This window comes from Alteromonas salexigens (genome assembly GCF_025628895.1).
GTDB classification, from domain to species: domain Bacteria; phylum Pseudomonadota; class Gammaproteobacteria; order Enterobacterales; family Alteromonadaceae; genus Alteromonas; species Alteromonas salexigens.
This window is the reverse complement of the sequence record NZ_JAOTJC010000011.1, coordinates 1-19,377: the sequence shown is the minus strand read 5'-3', so window position 1 is coordinate 19,377 and position 19,377 is coordinate 1. Positions and strand designations below refer to the sequence as shown.

The window sequence follows — 19,377 nt, the reverse complement described above, 5'->3', positions numbered from 1 at the left end:
TTTTGCCGGCCAAACACAGCCAAAATTACAGCCCCTTTTATTAACTCCACGCTAACCTACTGAAATACCGCCAGATAGAGAGGCGCTTACAGCCGGGTGCTATGGAATGATTTATGCACTACCCCTGTTATTTTGCAAGTTACGACTAGTTTGGACATCGGGAGGCATCATGTCTGGGTCAGACTCCATTTTTAAGCAGGGCGAAAATTGCTGGGTAACGAGCACTGCTACCTATGCTACCCCGCTGATTGACTGTGCAAACTACTATCGTGCACTGCATTCTGCCATTACCAAGGCCAAACACAGCATTTTCATTATTGGCTGGGACATTGATAGCCGCATTCGGTTACTGCGTGGCGAAGAGGAAGCCAACGCTGAAGCGCCTTCCGTGATAGGCGATCTGCTGGCCTGGAAAGCCGAACAGAATCCTGATTTACGCGTGTATTTATTACGCTGGGATTCATCGCTGGCGTTTTTTGCAATGCGCGAAATGTGGGCCAAAGAAGTCTGGGAAGAGAAGACGCCTGATAACGTAAAAACCGAGCTGGATGACACCATCCCTATGGGCGGCAGTCAGCACCAGAAGGTGGTGGTAATTGACGACGAAGTGGTGTTTTCAGGCGGCATGGACGTGTCAGTAAACCGCTGGGATACCCGGGATCATCCGGTGATTAGCGAAGAGCGTGATGGGCCTGATGGCGAGTACGGGCCATTGCACGATGTACACATGGTTGCTGCGGGCCCGGTGGTTAAAGATTTTGCCGATTTGGTGCGCTGGCGATGGTTACGGGTTGCGGAAGAGCAGCCTATTGGCAAACGTGACGACGCGCAAAACGGCCCGGATGCCCCCCTCCCCTCTGCCTGGCCAGAACAGTATGACCCCTGGTTTGAAAACGTAGAGTGCGCACTGGCGCGAACCATTCCGTTTATGGATGAGGTAGAGCCGGTGCAGGAAGTTCGCAACATGCTGCTGGACCTCATCAGTCAGGCAGAACGGCTTATTTATATTGAGAACCAGTTTACGACCCGCCAGGAAATTGCCGAAGCCCTGAATCGTCGCCTTAAGGAGTGTGACACACTCCAGGTCGTCATTGTCAGCTCCTACGAGCCCAAAGGAAAATTTGAATGTGAGGCATTCTGGGCAAGCCGCATTGAGTTTAAAGACATTCTTGAAAAAGGCGTCGAGCCTCACCGCATTGCCATGACCTACTCTTCCATTGAGGATATTAAGGGCCGTAAAGCTTATAAACGTATTCATGCGAAGGTCATGACCATCGACGAAAAGTATGCAGTGATTGGGTCTTCGAACCTGAGCAACCGCTCTATGACGCTGGATACCGAAATTGATACGGTATTTCGGGGCAATACCGAGCATAACCGAAACATGATCGCCAGACTGCGCGACGATCTTCTGGCCGAACATACCGGGCGGGAAGTGGCTGAAACTGCGGAGTTGCTGCAAAGCGACAACCCGGTTGAAGCCTTAATGACAGGACAGCTGGCTCACGGCTATGTATTGAACATAGTCAACGACGAAGTGTTTACTGACCAGTCAAATTCCAGTTTGTACCGCTCACTGTCGGACCCGGAAGAACCACTCATATCCATTCCAACCATTGACGGGAGCGCTATGCCTGCTAAAAATCCACGCCGCCGAACTATTATGATTGCTCTTGGTGTTGCTGCGCTAGCGTTGCTGGCGGGGCTGATGTTCTGGGCCAGTCAGTCCATTCCCTGGCTCAGTGCCGAAAACATCAATTCCTTTTTGGAAAAAAGCCGGGGCACCTATTTTGCCCTGCCCACCGTGCTGATGGTGTATGTCATCGGCGGGCTGTTATTCTTCCCGGTAACCGTACTGTCACTGGCGGTGGCAGCAATCTTCGGCCCTATATGGGGGCCTATCTACGGTATTCTGGGCGCACTGTTAAGTTCAGCTGCCTTGTTTGGTATCGGTAAGATCCTCGGTAACGCCGGCCTGAAGAAAGTAGGCGGCCCGAAAGTAGAAGCCCTCGATGCCAAGCTGAAAACCAGCGGCATTGTGGGCGTCGCGGCCATTCGTATGCTGCCTATTGCGCCGTTCAGTTTAGTGAACCTGGTGGCGGGCATTTCCTCGATTGGTATCTTCCAGTTTCTGGTTGGGACCTTTTTGGGCATGTTCCCGCCGATGATCGCTAAGGGTCTGGTAGGAGACTCTATTACGCAAATCTTCCGTAATCCGTCACCGCAGACAATTGGATATATGGCCGGCGGAATTGTGTTGTGGGGCCTGATGATTTGGGGCTCACAAAAATTCGCCCGCTGGTATCAGGAACGCAAACAACAGAAAGAGAAGGCAGAAGCTGAAGAATGTGTCGCATAATCAGTTACAACATTCATAGCGGTATCGGCAGAGACAAAAAACAGGACTATCGGCGCATCGGCAATTTTCTTGCCGATGCCTGCGCCGACGTCGTGTTATTGCAGGAAATGGACACTCGCCCCTCCGAGCGTAATATTGAGCGGGATGTGAAAGATATTTGTGCAGGCTCGGTGTTTAAATTGGTGCCGTCACCGGCACTGGAGGAAAAAGACGGTTGGTATGGTAATGCCGTGCTCTCCCGCTACCCGGTGATCAGTAATGAGACGCTGGATGTCAGTCAGGCCGGGCGTCAGCCCCGCAACATTCAGACGGTAGTGGTAGACACGCCCAGCGGGCCACTTACCGTGATTAACACGCATAAGGGACTAAAGAAGCGGGAACGCCGTTCACAGTTTGCCAAACTGCATGAATACATTGGTAAGCGGCTACGAAATGACCCCATGCCACTGGTGTTGGCTGGCGATTTTAATGAGTGGCAGTTTTTTACCTCCGCGTTTAAAGCGCTCAATAAAACACTGAAGCAACACAAAGTGGGGGCCACGTTCCCCAGTCAGTTGCCCTTGTTTTCGCTGGACAGAGTATGGACGAGCCCGGACGTGCACCTGTTAAAGTGCAAAAAACTACGGGATCGCAAAGCCCGGCACTTTTCTGACCACCTGCCCGTGCAGATTGATGTGCGGCTGCCCTCATAACCACAAATGAACAAAATTTAATAATTCGGGCCGGCCTTCAGATTGTTATTCCCCCGGAAATGTTTCACGATGATGAATAATTACGGCTGGCCCTGCATCCATATTGGTGGCCTGGCCGTTTGGCTATAAAACACCAATAAGGATTAGCCGTGGAACAAGAACAACTCTTTCCGCTTCTGTGCGCGACTGCGGACGGTGAAAAAGAAGCCTTCGCTGAACTGTATGAAATCACCAGCCCGCAGTTATATGCCGTTGTCCTTAAGATGCTTAAGCGGCGGGAACTGGCCGAGGAAGCAACCCAGGACGCATTTATTAAAATCTGGCATAACGCCGGCAGTTATCAACGTGGTAAAGGCACAGTACTCACCTGGATGGTCAGTATCGCCCGTTACCGGGCGTTAGATCTGATGCGATATCACTCCATCCGCAACGAAGTGGTGCTGGACGCCGAAGACGGCCCGCCGGACGACATTGGTCCGTCGACGATGGCGACCCGCGAACAAAAGAAACTCAATAAATGTATGGATGAACTTGACCAGCAGCAACGGCAGGCTATTCATCTTGCCTACTTTAACGGGCTGTCTCACCACGAGGTGGTTAAGCATCTCGCGTCACCGCTAGGCACTATTAAAAGCTGGATAAGACGGGGGCTGCAAAGCCTGCAACGGTGCCTGTCACTATGAATTATCTTGCCGAAGAACGACGCAATGCCCTCGCGGCCGAGTATGTGTTGGGTACGCTACGTGGTCAGGCCCGTCGCCGTTACCAGAAACTGATGATGGAAAGCCAGCTGATTAGTGAAACCACCTGGCTGTGGGAACAGTACCTGAACGGCTTAGGTGAATCTGTGCCGCCGGTGTCACCTTCCTCTGCGGTATGGGAAAACATTCAGTCCAGACTGGGCTTTACCGATTCCGAAGCAGACAATCAAAAGGTTATCTCACTGTATCAGAAGCGCTCCCGTCGCTGGCGTACGATGACCGGGGTCGCAGCTGCCGCAGCGTTCATTATTGCAGTACTGTTTGGAACCAGCGAGCCACCGGTAACCGTTGCGCCTACTCATATTGCCGTCGTCAATAACGCCGATGCGGAGCCATTGTGGTTAATTGAAGTCTCGCCCGAGTCGCTGACTGTTCGCTCTACGGCTAAACTGACCGAACGCGCAGACAAGGACTTTGAGCTGTGGATGGTTCCGGCCAATGGTCAAGCCCCGATTTCGTTAGGGGTACTACCAGAAGACGGCCGCTGGGATCGCGCTACGCCCGCTATATTGCTAAGACCTGACATCGCCGCCCTGGCAGTGAGCCTGGAACCGCCGGGTGGCTCGCCTACAGGTGCGCCTACCGAAGTTCTGTATATCTCGCCATTGGTTTCGGTATAACAGCCCTCATCAGTTTACCTTCCCCACCTGCGAGGCGGCCGACACGCAGCCTCGCATTATTGCCCCGACTCTTAAACTTAATGTAAATAAATTATTAATTTTTGCATCCACTTCCCGGACGAGCTCGTAAGGCTTTATGAACTCACAGAGAAAAGGAACAAAAATGTTTAAAATGAAACCCATAGTGGTGGCGCTGTCAGGTATGGCCATCACAGCTACCGCCCTGGCCTCCAGCCACCGTGAAGCGCCTAATATTACCCGTATGCCAACGGTAGACTCGACTGATTTTTATGTATTCAACAGCTATGAGTCAGGCCGTGAAGGGTATGTCACGATGATCGCGAACTACATTCCTTTACAAGACCCCTACGGTGGTCCGAATTATTATGCAATGGACACGGCTGCAGAATATGCCATTCACATTGACAATGACGGCGACGCGGTTGAGGACATTAGCTTCACGTTCAATTTTGAGTCTATGCTGGCCGCAGAAAATGAAGGTATAGCCTTGCCGGTAGGCCCGGAAGGTGAACAGAAGATGATTAAAGTGCCACTGAAAAACGTCGGCCCTATTTCTGCTGACGACATGAGTGCAGCCAATTTCTCCGAATCCTATGCGATGACGATGGTAACGGGGCCGGTTCGCACTGGTACACGTACCACACTCACCCCAGTCGCTGGCGATAGCTTCGGAAAGCCTCTTGACTACATAGGTAATAAAACTTTTAGCAGTGAACAGGAATATGAGCGTTATTCCGCCCAGTTCGTGTATGACTTTTCAATTCCGAATTGCCCACAAATGGGCCGGGTGTTCGTTGGCCAACGAAATGATCCCTTTGTTGTGAACCTGGGGGAGACATTCGACCTGGTCAATTATGTCCCTGTAGAAGGTGACAGCTCACCAGGCGCAGGTGATGGCGAAGGCTTCCCGGGCGGCATCACCCAGAGCCTTGAAAACGACGATTTACGCAACAAGAATGTCACCGCGATTGCCGTAGAAGTGCCCGCGGAATGTATAACGGGCGACGGTAATGGCGTCATAGGCAGCTGGACGACGGCTAGCTTACCACAGGCGCGGATTTTGAACCCTGATGCCACGTTCAGTAAGCCTGAAGTTAATGGTGGTGCCATGACGCAGGTATCACGCCTGGGTAACCCGCTGGTAAACGAGCTGGTTATTGGTATTGCCGACAAAGACACCTTTTCCACAGCCCATCCCAGCAGCGACGGTCAGTTTGCTGATTATGTAACCCACCCAGTACTACCAGAGCTGTTGAACATTCTGTTTAAAGAAGCAGTAAACAATACATTGGGTACAAATATTGAGACATTAGCACCGACTAATTTCCCACGAACAGATCTGGTTACCGCATTCCTCACCGGTTTTGAAGGGGTCAACCAACAGGCTACCGTCACGCCTTCAGAGATGTTGCGACTAAACACCGGTATTGCTGCCACACCGGCTGAAGAACAGTCCGCATTTGGTGTAGTGGGTAACGACCTGGCGGGCTTCCCGAATGGACGCCGTCCTGGTGATGATGTAGTAGATATTGCTCTGCGTGTCGTTATGGGCAGACTGTGTTACCCCATTCCAGTGGCGGGTGAAGACACAGATCTTGGTTTGTGTGCCCCTGAGGACGCGAGCGTAGGCGACGTGCCCTTTACTGACGGTGCACCAATCGATGCCACTATGATGGACACCCAGTTTCCATACCTGTCCACCCCTAAACCTGGTTCGGAATAGGAGTAATCTATGCGTAAGTTATTACTTGTCATAGCAGGCAGTCTGGCCTTAACCGGCTGCTTCGATAGTGACGATGACGATGAAATAAAGGAAAACACCGCCCCTGAGGCAGTTTCAGAAGCGTTCACCACTCAGGCCGATACTGCGTTCACCGACACCCTGACGGCAACGGATGCGGATGGAGACGCGCTGACGTTCTCTATCGATTCCGCCGCTACCCTTGGGACGGTCGATTTAATGTCAGATGGACAATTCACTTATACACCTAATCCTCAGGTAACTGGCAACGACAGCTTTACATTCCAGGTTTCTGATGGCGAAGCGACTGCTACTGGCACGATAGAGGTAACAATTGAAGCGTTAACGGTGTCTTTTGCCGCCTACACTCGCACTGCCTTTGCCCAGGACGCCTCCGCGACGCCGTTACCGGTCAATGGACGCGATTTCACTCAGGATGCAGATGATCCTGATGCGTTTGACGATTTGTTAATGGATTAGTAACCCACATAGCGCCAAAGATGGCTTGTTATCTCCAATGCCGCCGTGTCACCAAGCACGGCGGCATTTTTATTTGCACCGGACTGCACTCACTGGTAAGTCACGGGCAGGCCTGTGGCCGGATCAATACGATCCAGTGACGGCCCTTCATAAGCATCGGCAAGCAAAGCGACCACCGCCTCACCATAGCGTTCGTACCAAAAGTCACCCATCACTTTAAGCTTGGTAATATTGGCTTCGCTGATGTCGTCCATGGCGTCATCCGGTGGCGAAGACAAGCCGGGCTGGCGCCGCATTTCTGCATTTACCCGGATATAATTGCCTGACGCGCTCATCGTCAGCGCCTGATAAGCCACCACACGCTCATCCGACAACACATCAATCAGGTGCCCCTGAGTCATCCAGCCAATGGCGCCCCAGTGCCGGGAATCAGGGCCATTAATTTTACGGGTACGGTAACCGGTGCCTACCGACAACACCCGCAGGCCATCCCAGGGCTCCGTGGGCCACAACCGACGTACTTCAGCGATGCCACACATCGTAGGATTATTGGCAATGACTCCACCGTCTACCAGCCAGAGTGTTTCATTTCCCGGCGGTAATACCAGAGGGCGGGTGGGGAAAAACGTGGGGGCGGCGCTGGAGGCATCAGCGATATGACGACTCTTTAAGGTAAGGTGATCGGCATGGGTGGTTTTGAGCACGTACGGGCGGCGATTTTCCACCCCGTAAGCAACCGCCAGCACGTGTCGATCTTTGGCAACAGCGTCGGCCAGACTCGCCTCACCAAAATATTTGTCAAGCACGGCGGTTTTACCACTGCCCTCATACTTAGGGGCATTGATACCATCGAATTCGAACAGCCCGCGGTTAGGCCTGAATATCTTGCGTGCCATCACCGGGCTGTACAGCCGGTTGATGTCGCTCATTGACAAGTCAGTGGTGGCCAGCGCCAACGCAATAATACTGCCGGTACTGGTGCCTGCATAAAAATCGACACAGTCTCTGATCCGCAAGCCGTGTTTTGCGTGCAGTGCATTGTCGATGCGCGACAAAAACTGCGTGGTTGCTGCCCCACGAATGCCGCCGCCATCCAGTGATAATAATAACTTAGCCATTACGCGTCCCTCGTTTGTAAGTTAGTTTTACGCCCCTGAAACATGCTGCGGTATTACTATTGCATTAACGTTATCAGTGTACATATGCAGCATCGCTTGAATCATTTCGTGATAGCATGCATAACCCCATCATATTCTAAAAAGCAGCCGTGCTGCACTACAAAAGAGGAACACCATGACAAGGCCGTTTTTGTCTGGGCTTTTTTATACTCTGGTTTTGCTTATCGGTGTCTGCTACCAGCCTCAGGCATTAGCAGCTGAGGAAACGCCAAGTGACACCTGGCCGGCAGTGGCAGCACCGTTTGCTGCAGAGATCCGCAAAACACCAGACACGGCTATTCGTGGGCTGCAGAGCGCTTACGCGTCGGCGATCAGTAACGAAGAAAAAGCTGGGGTGCATGCCCTGTTAAGCCGCGCTTATTCCGCCCTGCTACTGCATCAAAAAGCGCTGGAACATGCCGAGCACGGCCTGGGTCTGGTCACTCCCGACCAACAACCCTGGCTTTTCCACCAGCTGGCCGTGGCTAAAGCCGAGGCATTAGAGACCCAGGGGCTGGCTCGTGAGGGTCTGGCGCTTACCCGGCCTGCAATAGACTGGGCTAAGACGAATCAACGCTTTGACCTGCTTACTTACGCACTGAGTATTCAGGGCTATATTCACCTGGCATTGAGTACCACTGACGATGCCCTGGCCCTCTTTCAGGAAGGCTACCGGCTTGCGCAAGATCGCACCACTCAGCTCAGGCCTGAGGATTTTGCCAGTATGATTGCACTGGTATTTGAATATCGCGGTGAATGGGAGCAGGCCATTTCCTTTTACCAACAGGCAGAAACTTACTATCGCAACACCAACGCCTCGCTGGAACTCGCCAACACTCTGTTTGGACTGGGTCGGGCATATTATTCAACAGGCAATCCGCAGAAGGGCCTTTCGCTGTTAAAAGACAGCGCCAATCTGGCGTTAGAAATAGGCGATCTGCAGGGCGCCGCCTACAGTTATGCGATTATGGCCGGCCACCTTATTCAGCAAGGCAAGCTTATTGATGCCGAAACGTTTCTAAATGAAGCTCTGGGAATATTTGAGGACGCAGATAATCCCTACATGCAAATTCAAACCTTAATCAGCCTGGCGAAAATAGAAGAAAATAAGCAACAATTCGACGAGGCCATGAGGCTGCTAAACCGTGCCGATGACATTGCTGAGGGCGACGTGTTCCTTGCTCAGAGTATTCGCATTGGGTTGGAGAAATCCCGTTTATATGCGTCTTTTGGTGAATACGAAAAAGCTTATCAGTTGATGCTGATCATCCGCGACCTGCAAACCAGACTTGAACAGCAACAAAATTCTCAGCGGTTACTTGAACTTCGTACCGCCTTTGACCTTGAGCAGCAGGAAGCGAAGAACGCCCTGCTTACCGAGCAGAACCTGCGCCAGCAAACCCAGCTTTTAAACGAGCGGAAACTGCAACAGTATATTTTCGCCATGGTGTTTTTATTAATCGTTATCTGTCTGTTGCTGCTTTATTTGTACGTGAACGGCAAACGCCATCAGGAGCGCCTCGAACTGTTGGCCAATGAAGACGAACTTACCGGTATGCTCACCCGGCGAAAAACCATGGAGGTACTGGATAACCAGGTGCAACTGGCCATACGCCATAATGAACCGTTAGTGGTAGCACTGCTGGATCTGGACCATTTCAAGAAAATTAACGATACCTTTGGTCATCAAACCGGCGACGAGGTGCTGCGCACCTTTGGCAGTCTCGCCAAATCGTCTTTTAGAACCACCGACATTCTCGGCCGAATTGGTGGCGAGGAATTTTTATTTGCCTTTCCTCACACGCAGCCGGGGCAGGCAGAAGAAATGCTTCGGCGTTTTATAAACGATGTGAAAACTATCCCTGGCCGCATTCGCAACCCCCGCTGCAAAGTCAGTGCATCTGTAGGTCTGGTATCGTCAGCGATGGCCGAGACCCCGCGGGAACTCACCGTGCTTGCGGATGAAGCCTTATATAAAGCGAAGCAAGCCGGCCGTGATCGCATAGTGCAGGCACGTCAGCCCGGCTAAGCATCGCTGATTTTTAATGACGTCATTGCACTCACTACAATCGGGTAAAGGCTTTGTGATTTCGCGCCGGGTAGTCAACCACGGGGGCGAGTCCTTTGTTGAATTATGGCTGGCTACCGAAAACGGACCGGTCTGCCTGCACTCTCCCGCCCAGCAGAGTGTGTGTTTTGTGGCAGTGGATGACGTCACTAAAGTACGTGCCCTCATCCGCAAACAGGGCCTGGCGATAGTGATTGAGGACAGTGACTTTCTAACCCTGGGCTTGCAGCCTGTAAGCATTGTCCGGGCATGCAACGACTTTCAGCTTCAACAGCTACGCAGGCAACTCAAAGACCAGTCAATCACCGCCTATGAAGCGGATATCCGTTTGCCCGATCGCTTTTTAATGGAGCGGTTTGTGTACGGTGAACTCGCCTATCAGGGCCGCGTTGCTGCCGGCAACAGCGTTACCGACGCCCGCGTTAAGTCCGCCCGTTACGCCCCGTATCTGAGCAGCCTCAGCCTGGATATTGAGTGTGATGAACAAGGGAGCTTATATTCAGTTGCCCTGTCATCAGAAAGCTGGCAGGAAGTGATCCTCATTCCACCGCCCACTCACCCTCAGCCCGCTCTTCTGGATAGCTCATTTGTTCTGACCCTGGCGAAAGATGAACGGGAGCTGCTTGTCCGGCTTGAACAAAGTATTGCTGCTGCTGACCCGGATCTCATATTGGGCTGGAATGTGAAGCAGTTTGATTTTGCCGTGCTTGAGCGACGTGCCAAAGCGATGGGGACTAAACTGAAGCTGGGCCGCGACCGCCTCCCGGTCACCTTGCAAACCTGGTCAGACGGCCAGGTCATTGTGGATATACCCGGCCGCTGTGTTATTGACGGCATTGAAGCGCTTAAAACCATGACCTATCACTTCGAGTCATTCGCACTGGATGCGGTGTCCTCGACGTTGTTAGGCGAAGGTAAGCTTATTGAAAGTGAAGACAAACTGTCGGCCATCAAACAGCTGTACCGGGACGATCCCGTTGCGCTGGCGCGGTATAATTTTCAGGATACCGTGCTGGTTAACCGGATTGCTGCCAAGACCCGCTTTATTGATTTTCTTATTCTGCGGGCGCGTCTGACTGGCCTGGACTTAGGCAGGCCGGGGGGATCAGTTGCTGCGTTTATCAATGTGTACCTGCCGCACTTGCACAGACGCCGCTACGTCTGTGGCGTAAGACCCGAAAATGGCGGGCTGGCCAGCCCTGGCGGGTATGTGATGAGCTCTACGCCGGGACTGTACCGCCACGTACTGGTACTGGACTTTAAAAGTCTGTACCCCTCTATCATTCGAACTTTCTGCATCGATCCCCTAGGTCTGGCAGAAGGACTTCAGGATCCCGAACATGCGATCCCTGGTTTTAAGGGTGCGGTGTTTTCCCGTGACCATCACTTTTTACCGGGCATAATTGCTAATTTGTGGGCGCAGCGAGACGAGGCCAAGCAACAGCAGGACGGCCCCCGCTCACAAGCCATAAAAATATTAATGAACTCATTTTATGGCGTCCTGGGTAGTGGTGGCTGCCCGTTCTATGATCCCCGACTGGCCAGCAGTATTACACTGCGCGGTCATGAGATCATGCAAACCACTGCCGCCTGGATAAGAGAGCAGGGTCACGAAGTGATTTACGGTGACACCGATTCAACATTTGTACACCTGCACCATGTGGACAGCGCCGCCGCGGCACGTCAGACCGGCGAGCAACTCAAGCGGCATATAAATGCCAGGTGGCAACAACACCTGAAGACCGAATATGACCTTGAGTGTCACCTGGAAATTGAGTTTGAAACGCATTTTGATACGTTTTTTATGCCGACTATTCGTGGTGCTGAGACCGGCAGTAAAAAACGGTATGCCGGCCTGACCTATCAGGATGATAAGCCGGTCCTTATATTTAAAGGACTGGAAAGTGTTCGCAGCGACTGGACCAGCCTGGCGAAAACATTTCAGGAGACGCTGTATACCCGTATCTTTGCCGGCGAGCCCGTAGAGGACTATATTCGCACGCTGGTAACGTCGGTGCGAGCCGGTGACCATGACGCTGATCTGGTTTATAGCAAACGGTTACGTAAACCGCTTTCCGAATATACCCGCACCATTCCACCTCATGTGCGCGCCGCTCAGCGCGCTGACGACATCAACCGCCAGCAGAACCAGCGGCTTCGCTATCAGCACAAAACCCAGATACGTTACCTCATTACTACCCACGGGCCACAAACGGTGGAACACGTATCGGCGCCACTCGACTATGACCATTACATTGAAAAACAAATAAAACCTATCGCAGACAGCATCTTACCTTTCGTGGGAAGTGAGTTCGATACTATAATCAATGAGCAATTAGGGTTATTCTAAACATTGACTATATGGCCTCAGGCCACGATAAATTAAAGGATAAACCGTGAAAGCTGTACTTTTTCTATGTTGCTATCTGATGCTTGGATCTGCCCATGCAGCTGCCGTCTATCTCACCCGTCACTACGAAAAAAATACCGGCCCGGACCCGACATTAACCGCTGAGGGGGTGGCCCGTGCCCAGCAATTAGCCGCCCGCCTTGGCGATATTCCAGTGACGGCCATTTATACTACGCCCTATCAGCGCACCACTGAAACAGTCACCCCCCTTGCGGAGGATAAGGGTCTCAAACTGCGCCACTACGCCCCGGATGATCTCAACGCCTTTGCGGACATGCTTAAGTCCTTGCCAGGCAACGTGGTGGTGGCCGGCCACAGTAACACCACGCCGCAGCTCGTGCGGTTACTGGGTGGACCTGAATTTTCCCTGGCTGAAAGTGATTTCGGCAAGCTGTTCATTTTAACCCCCGGTCAGCCTTATGTACCGGTGACGGTGGAAATGATCCCGAAGACTCCCCCTGCCACACCATAAGCCTGGTGAGTCCGGGACGAGTCCATGCATCATGGCTGTCCGCTAGCAGGCTACCCTGGCCAGCCCTAAACAGGTTCAGAGGTGTTGTGCGGTGAGCGAGGTATCCTGAGTCGCATAGCGCACCTTCTGGCCCGGGCGGAGACGCTCTGCGCCCCGCACAATGACCGGTTGGCCGGTTCGCAGGTCGCCGGTCACCTCAATTCTTTCGCCCACCCCTACTCCGGTGATGACGGGCACCTGTCTGGCTTCATCCTGTTCATTGATCTGATAAATAAATGCGCCGGTTTTACGCAACACTAAGGCATCCCGGGGCACGGTGAGCCCTTCGTGCGCATCTGAATGCGGTAACGCAACACGCACCGCACTGCCTATTGCAAAGTCGCCAGCCGCGAGTGACACCCGGATCTCCATCATACGAGAATTGGCGTTACCCACAGGCACCAGCGTTCTGACAGGCTGGCGACGGGTGTGTAGCTGGTCTGTCACTGTCACCGACATGCCCCTTTCAAGGTAAGGGATCACGGTCAGAGGAGCCCGAATAGCTGCCTCTACACGGGTAGGATCTACAATATGAACTAGTTCCTCTCCTACCCCGGTATACTCACCGGGCGAGCGCAAGCGAGAAACCACCAACGCGTTAAAAGGCGCGCGCACTACGCTATGCGCTATCTGGTATTCAGTCAGCGCCTGGCTGCCAATCGCCTGAGACAATTCCTGCCTTGCCACTTCAAGCTCTGCTTGTGTTTCATCGAGCTGCTCTGCCGAGACATTGTTGGTTTCCGCCATTGCAGTAAAACGCCCTACCCGGGATTCCAGCCTGGCCACCCTGGCTTCCCACTTCGCTATATTCGCCTTATCCTGAGCCAGGCTGAGCCGTAATCTGGTGGTATCGAGCCGGGCAAGTGGGTCCCCCTGAGCAACCTGGGTACCGACGTCAGCTAACCAAATCACTCTGCCCGCCACTTCAGAAGCAATGGAGGCGTCGTTTAAACTGACTACCGTCCCTGGTACCCAAACCTGTTGCGCAATAACTTCCTGCGTCACCTCGTCAAGCTCTACTAATGGTGCTGGCTGCGCAGCTACCTGCGCCAGCACGCTGAAATTTGTGGTCAGGGCAAACAACAGCACTCCGGTAGCCTGGTAAAGGGCAATCTTTAATTTGGTCATGGTGTTAAATCCTGTGTTTTGCTTGATACGTGTCTGGAACCTGCGGTTGCTTTGTAGTGGATAACCCAGGCAGGCGTAATTGTAATAGTGTAGGGAGCAGAATGAGGGTAAACAGCGTACTGACTGTCATCCCGCCCACGATGACCGCTGCCAGTCCACGGTAAATGACGCTTCCGGCGCCGGGCAGTAGCAGCAGCGGCAGCATGCCAAACAGCGAGGTCAGCGAACTCATAAAGATAGGGCGCAATCGGAGCAGCACGGCCTGATGAACCGCTTCCCGTCGATTTAAACCATTGCTTTCTCCCAGCCGGGTCTGATGTACCAGTAAGATGGCATTGTTGACGACCAGACCCAGCAGGATAATAAAGCCGATCATGGTAAGCAGATCCATCGGTTGAAAGGTGATCAGATTTAAAAGCCGTATCGCTATCACCCCGCCGACTGTGGCCAGCGGCAAGGCCAGTACCACCATAATGCTGTCTTTCAGTGAACGGAATAGCCCTGCCATTAGCAACACTAACAGGCCCATTGCGAATAAAAAGTTCGCACTCATGGTGGTGATAGCTTTTTTAAGGCTGTCGGCACTGCCACCATAATTGATGGCGCCGTCTACTGGCATGACTGACAGGATCGCTGGCTCTACCTGTTCTTTCACCACTGCCATCGCTTCTTCAAGCGTCATGCCGTCCGGAGGGTTAAAGTTAAGGGTGAGCGTACGACGCCGGTCTATTCGCTGGATCCGGGAAGGCCCAACAGCCCGGTCCACCGTGACCAGATCACTCAGTTGCACCATCTGTCCCGAGGGTGTCATCACCGGTGTGGCCGCTAATTGTTCAGGAGCAGACCAGGGTTGCCCCCGAAAGATAATGTTCAGACGTTTAATACCATCAAAGTACTCGCCCACATACATACCATCGCCCATCGCTCGCACCAGATTGGCTACCCGCTGACGGTCATACCCGACTTCCATAATCCGGCTATCATTGGGGATAAATTGCAGCTCCGGCTCACTTTGTTCCAGCTCCGGATTAGCTCTTACGTTCGCCCCCGGGAATATCTCACTTAGTGTCTCCAGCCCAACCTGCGCGGCGGTAGCCAGCCCTTCCTTATCAGTCCCCTGTAGGTGTATATCGATGGAACGGCCATTGCCAAAGCCGCCGAAAAGGTTACCTTGCATGGCAAAGGTTTGGGTATCCGGCAGATCTTTTAAGATCTCGTCCCGAACCAGCGACTCTAACGCTTTCACCTGACTCTGATCTTTCGCGCGAACCCCTAATGTCCCGCCATTCGTCCAGGTAATAATGTAATAGTTTTTCAGTGCCGGTTGCTGCTCACCCTCCATATAGGGTTGCAAACGGGCTACCACCTCGTCCATTACCTCCTGTTCTATGAAGTCCTGGCTGGCACCGGCAGGAAAGTTGAAAAATGCGTCGACGGCGTCCCGTTTAACCGGTGGCAAATAATCGAGTTTCGGCATTAATAGCAAGCTGCCGCCTACCGGCACACTCATCAATACCGCAATCGTAATCAGGCGGCGGGTTTGAGTGGCTGATAAGCGCATGATAGTTGATGCTATTTTTGACCATAGCCCTGCCAGTCTGTCGTCCGGCATGGAAGCAGAGAGCCAGCGGCTTGCAAGTACCGGCAACACCGTAACTGCGACAATCAATGAAATACTGACGGCGATGGCAATAGTCAGCGCTAAATCAGCAAACAGTTGCCCTTCCACGTCGTTTAGAAACATAACCGGGATGAATATCGCCACGGTGGTAGCAGTAGAGGCGAGTAATGCACCCAGCACCTCTTTGGTGGCAGCATAGCTGGCGCTATTAGCATCCGCATTAAGACGGCGTGCCCGCACGATATTTTCGAGCACCACAATGGCAGCATCCAGCACCATGCCAACCGCAAAGGCCAGCCCGGCAAGTGAAATAACATTCAGCGTGCGTCCGGTGAGTTTAAGTACGACAAATGTACTTAATAAGCATATCGGGATGGACAACGCGACAATCAGAGTAGCGCGTATCTCACGCAAAAATAGCCATAAGATGGCGATTGCCAGCAGGATCCCCAGCGCCAGGTTACCAGCCACCAGATTAACGGCACGATAGATAAATACAGACGCATCGAATGACTGCACCATGGTCAGGTTTTCATGGATGAGCACACTATCATTTAACGCCGTCACTCTGCGCTTAACGGCTTCAAGGGTAGACAAGACGTTAGCGTTATTTTCACGGTCAATGCGTACGGAGATGGCGGGGTTACCATTTTGTACACTGTAACTACTCTCATCGCCCCGTTGTATTTTTATCTCAGCGATGTCGGCGAGCCGGATGGGGCTACCATTACGCCACTCAAGTATCATGTCACCCATTTTCTGCGGCGCGTAGCGACCTTCAAAACGCAAGGTATAACGCCGCCGCCCCACTTCTACAAAACCGCCCGAAACATCGTTAGCCGCGCCCAGCATTCCTGCGATGTTGGTCAACTCAATTCCCAACTGGGCCGCAAGGTAGGGATCGAAAATGATTTGAAATTCTTCTTCACCGCCAACCCCGCTCTCCATCTGCGCCCGGGAAACGCCTGGGATAGCCTCCAGCTGAGGCCGGATAACATCTTCGAAATAGGTAACATAGTTATTAATGGGGTTAGGGTTGCCAGGCAGTTGCTGTAAGAAAAAGTAAGTTAATGCCGGACCGCCACCACCATTGCCACCCAACATAATCCGGGGTGAAAGCGCGTCCCTGGGCAAGGGTGGCAAACGATTCATGCGGCTTATCACTTCAATCAGCGTTTTTTGCAATTCAGTTTGTAAACCAAATTCCAGGTTAATCCATGCGTTTCCCTGATTCGCCCAGGCCCGCATTTGATGTAAGCCCGGCAGGCCCTGCAATACTTCTTCCTGAGGCTCGAGGACTTCAGACTCAATTTCCTGGGGTGATGCTACACGCCAGTTGGTTTGAATAGAAATGGTCGGTCGTTCAATATCGGGAAATAACTGTACCGGAAGCGAGAACAGACTATAAATGCCTAGTGCAGCAACGATTATGATAACTATTGCTACGCCAGCAGCATTATTTATCGCCGAACGCGTAATATCCATGAGTGTGACCAACGGGGTGTGACGTTTCCAATAACTATAAGTCGAAGCCAGTGAGCAAAAAGTTTAAAGCCGCCAGTTACCGTTTTTTGCGGTTAAACGGCACTTGTCCGGTTGCCGCTGTTCGTCGCACGATAATTGACCTTATTTTCACGGCAGGTTACCGACGACGACATATTTACCTTTACACGTGATGCCTTTGCATACCTGAAAAAACTGCGTAGCTATTTCACTTGAGTATGGAGATTTAACAAACTCCACCACACTTCACACAATGGCCAGAAAACAGTAACCACTTGAAAAACATACTTAAAACACAAATTGGCACGCTCGATGAATGTCTTATTTTGAATTCACTCCTCCGTTTATGCAGTTCAGGAGGCAAAACCAAGGAGTAAGATTATGAAGAAGTTAACACTTGTTACATTAATCAGTAGTGCATTATCTGCAGGTGCCATCGCCGGCGATCAAAAAGATAAAATCGAGTCTTCATTCGCGGATCTGGATAATGACGATAATGGTTACATTAGTCGCGAGGAAGCGGATGACGATGATATCTATGAGCATTTTGCCAATATTGATATGAATGGCGATATGATGCTCTCGAAAAAAGAGTTTAAGACGCACGTCGCCAACAACCCACAGCATTTTGAAGATGATGTGGTAGCGTCAGTCCAAACGCTTTCTGCTGATGTAGAAGAAGTTGATCCTAAAACAGTGTCTTCAGCAGGTGATGATAACCTTTCTGCCGAGCAAACTGCCAACGTGCAAGTTACCACTGAAAAGGAAATTGATACTGACGATGGCGAAGTCACAATGGAGACCGAAAAAACGGTCGTTGCCAAAGGTGATTTCGAGATGATGGATATCGATAATGACGGTAAGATTACGCCTGATGAAGCAGAGAAGAGTGGCGTAGAGCTTCACTTCGATGACCTTGATATGAACGACGATGATTTGGTGACCCGGGTTGAGTACACCCAATATCAGCGTTCTTCAGTAAACGAATACGAAGAGTAATTTAATATTATCTCTCGCAAAAAGGTCGCCAAGGCGGCCTTTTTTATTGCGCTGAATTTTAGGATTGTGGCTCTTTTGGCGGTGCCAGGTTACTGAGCGACTGTTCGCGTTGTAAACGCCACTGGATAATAAACGCATTCACCTCTGTCAGAAACACTCTGTTTTGTTCTGTGTCCTTGCATACAAAGGCGTCCTCTGCGGAATATACCGCGCCCTGTGAGTCATAGTAGGGTACAGGCACATTTAGACGTCTCGCCGCCCCAGTCATATCGGGAAGATAACTCAGTGCATGGGTGACTCTGCCTTTCATCAGCAGATTAAGGGACTGTAGAGGGCCGCTGGTCTCCACGAAATTGGCGTTCAGCCGTTTGCGTGCTTCACCAAATGATAAACCATGGCGAACAGCAATCACCGGAAGACCATTGCTGGCCACCCCGCCATTAGGCGATTTCCTGAATAAATACGCAGAGACCACAGACACAGCTTCACTTTGCAGCACCGGGTGAGTAACCTCCATGGCGGCAGTACTGGCAGGAAACAGGCAATCAACATAGGCTTTTTCAAACTCGCGATCTGCACGGGCCGGGGGTAAAAATAGTAATTCTAACTCTGCAGGTATCTGCTCTAAGAACAGATTATATTCCCCCATTGCGGTTTCAGAGCGTCCCAGTAGGTTAGGGATTTCGGTGAGCCCGATAACCACTTGCTGCTGCCCCAAGCTTGTCCCTGTACTCGTAAGCCATAGTGCTAATACCAGGATTGTTCGCATATCCCTCCCTTCACGTGTATAGCTATATCTTTAATAAATCATAGCTTACGGCTTTCGTCGACTAACAATTAGTGGTACTTAGATTACGTTTTGTTAATAGTAAGCGCACAGAGCCTCACAGTAGCGCGAGCGCGTGTAGGGTACATATTTAGCCGTATGTGTCTGGCGCTAAGTGATATAAACATAAAGTCCGACGTTATTGTATACAGCTAAACACTTCACGGTAGTGTTTAAAAATGGGTTCGTGAACGATTTACTTCAGGGAACCTTAACTGTAGTGCAATAAAAACAGAATATCAGCGCGGGGGATCATCTGGCCAGTTTCCCGGCTACAGAAACGAAAAAGTCTGCTTAACTGAGCGGACTTCTTATCGAATATAAGTTTTGCGATGCTACTCACACATGGGGGTTCAGCACGGCCGTCGCAGACGATAAGGAATGCCTAATGGCATTCCGCTAGTGATGAACGGTCGAGCTCTGCGAGACCATGGGATCCCCCTTCGGGATCGGATGACCGCGGGGTAGCATTTGGCCAGT

At 51.8% G+C, this 19,377-nt stretch carries 14 protein-coding genes; 10 read left to right on the top strand and 4 right to left on the bottom strand.

What is annotated here, in order from left to right; translation table 11 throughout:
• Positions 1–169: 169 nt before the first annotated feature.
• The 6 genes from OCL06_RS12170 (at position 170) to OCL06_RS12145 (ending at position 6,674) form a co-directional block, all read left to right on the top strand.
• A complete protein-coding gene (locus OCL06_RS12170) occupies positions 170–2,359 on the top strand; it encodes a VTT domain-containing protein (protein ID WP_262994930.1) in 2,190 nt (729 codons plus the stop codon).
• Positions 2,347–3,051, top strand: a complete 705-nt coding sequence (locus OCL06_RS12165; RefSeq protein WP_262994928.1) for an endonuclease/exonuclease/phosphatase family protein — start codon at positions 2,347–2,349, stop codon at positions 3,049–3,051. The genes OCL06_RS12170 and OCL06_RS12165 overlap by 13 nt, the downstream gene beginning before the upstream one ends.
• A gap of 149 nt (positions 3,052–3,200) precedes the next feature.
• Complete coding sequence (locus OCL06_RS12160) at positions 3,201–3,734, top strand: sigma-70 family RNA polymerase sigma factor (protein WP_262994926.1); 534 nt, start codon at positions 3,201–3,203, stop codon at positions 3,732–3,734.
• The gene (locus OCL06_RS12155; RefSeq protein WP_262994924.1) at positions 3,731–4,432 is read left to right on the top strand and encodes an anti-sigma factor; all 702 of its coding nucleotides are present in this window, start codon (positions 3,731–3,733) and stop codon (positions 4,430–4,432) included. Before OCL06_RS12160 ends, OCL06_RS12155 begins: the two co-directional genes overlap by 4 nt.
• A 163-nt stretch (positions 4,433–4,595) precedes the next feature.
• Positions 4,596–6,176, top strand: coding sequence for a DUF4331 domain-containing protein (locus OCL06_RS12150; protein ID WP_262994922.1), 1,581 nt, complete (start codon positions 4,596–4,598; stop codon positions 6,174–6,176).
• A gap of 9 nt (positions 6,177–6,185) precedes the next feature.
• Entirely contained in the window at positions 6,186–6,674 is a 489-nt protein-coding gene (locus OCL06_RS12145) for a cadherin-like domain-containing protein (RefSeq protein WP_262994920.1), read from the top strand.
• Positions 6,675–6,763: 89 nt separating this feature from the next.
• Here the strand turns inward: OCL06_RS12145 and OCL06_RS12140 are convergent, their stop codons facing one another.
• The gene (locus tag OCL06_RS12140) at positions 6,764–7,792 is read right to left on the bottom strand and encodes a patatin-like phospholipase family protein (RefSeq protein ID WP_262994918.1); all 1,029 of its coding nucleotides are present in this window, start codon (positions 7,790–7,792) and stop codon (positions 6,764–6,766) included.
• A 175-nt stretch (positions 7,793–7,967) separates the two neighbouring features.
• On the opposite strand from OCL06_RS12140, the gene OCL06_RS12135 reads away from it, so the two are divergent.
• The 3 genes from OCL06_RS12135 to OCL06_RS12125 are packed head-to-tail and all read left to right on the top strand — an operon-like array spanning position 7,968 to position 12,781.
• Positions 7,968–9,860: a tetratricopeptide repeat-containing diguanylate cyclase gene (locus OCL06_RS12135; RefSeq protein ID WP_262994916.1), complete on the top strand. Its 1,893-nt coding sequence runs from the start codon at positions 7,968–7,970 to the stop codon at positions 9,858–9,860.
• A 16-nt stretch (positions 9,861–9,876) separates the two neighbouring features.
• Complete coding sequence (locus tag OCL06_RS12130) at positions 9,877–12,249, top strand: DNA polymerase II (RefSeq protein ID WP_262994914.1); 2,373 nt, start codon at positions 9,877–9,879, stop codon at positions 12,247–12,249.
• A gap of 46 nt (positions 12,250–12,295) precedes the next feature.
• Positions 12,296–12,781 (top strand): histidine phosphatase family protein, encoded by a 486-nt coding sequence (locus tag OCL06_RS12125; protein ID WP_262994912.1) that lies wholly within the window; start codon positions 12,296–12,298, stop codon positions 12,779–12,781.
• 75 nt (positions 12,782–12,856) lie between these two features.
• Here OCL06_RS12125 and OCL06_RS12120 read toward each other — a convergent pair whose 3' ends face one another.
• A complete protein-coding gene (locus OCL06_RS12120) occupies positions 12,857–13,948 on the bottom strand; it encodes an efflux RND transporter periplasmic adaptor subunit (RefSeq protein ID WP_262994910.1) in 1,092 nt (363 codons plus the stop codon).
• Between the two features lie 4 nt (positions 13,949–13,952).
• Positions 13,953–17,054 carry an efflux RND transporter permease subunit gene (locus OCL06_RS12115; RefSeq protein WP_262994908.1) on the bottom strand — a complete coding sequence of 1,034 codons (3,102 nt, stop codon included), beginning with the start codon at positions 17,052–17,054 and terminating at the stop codon, positions 13,953–13,955.
• A gap of 399 nt (positions 17,055–17,453) precedes the next feature.
• Between OCL06_RS12115 and OCL06_RS12110 the strand changes: the two genes are divergently transcribed.
• Positions 17,454–18,071, top strand: coding sequence for an EF-hand domain-containing protein (locus tag OCL06_RS12110; RefSeq protein WP_262994906.1), 618 nt, complete (start codon positions 17,454–17,456; stop codon positions 18,069–18,071).
• 58 nt (positions 18,072–18,129) lie between these two features.
• Here the strand turns inward: OCL06_RS12110 and OCL06_RS12105 are convergent, their stop codons facing one another.
• Positions 18,130–18,789 (bottom strand): hypothetical protein, encoded by a 660-nt coding sequence (locus OCL06_RS12105; protein ID WP_262994903.1) that lies wholly within the window; start codon positions 18,787–18,789, stop codon positions 18,130–18,132.
• Between the last annotated feature and the right edge of the window lie 588 nt (positions 18,790–19,377).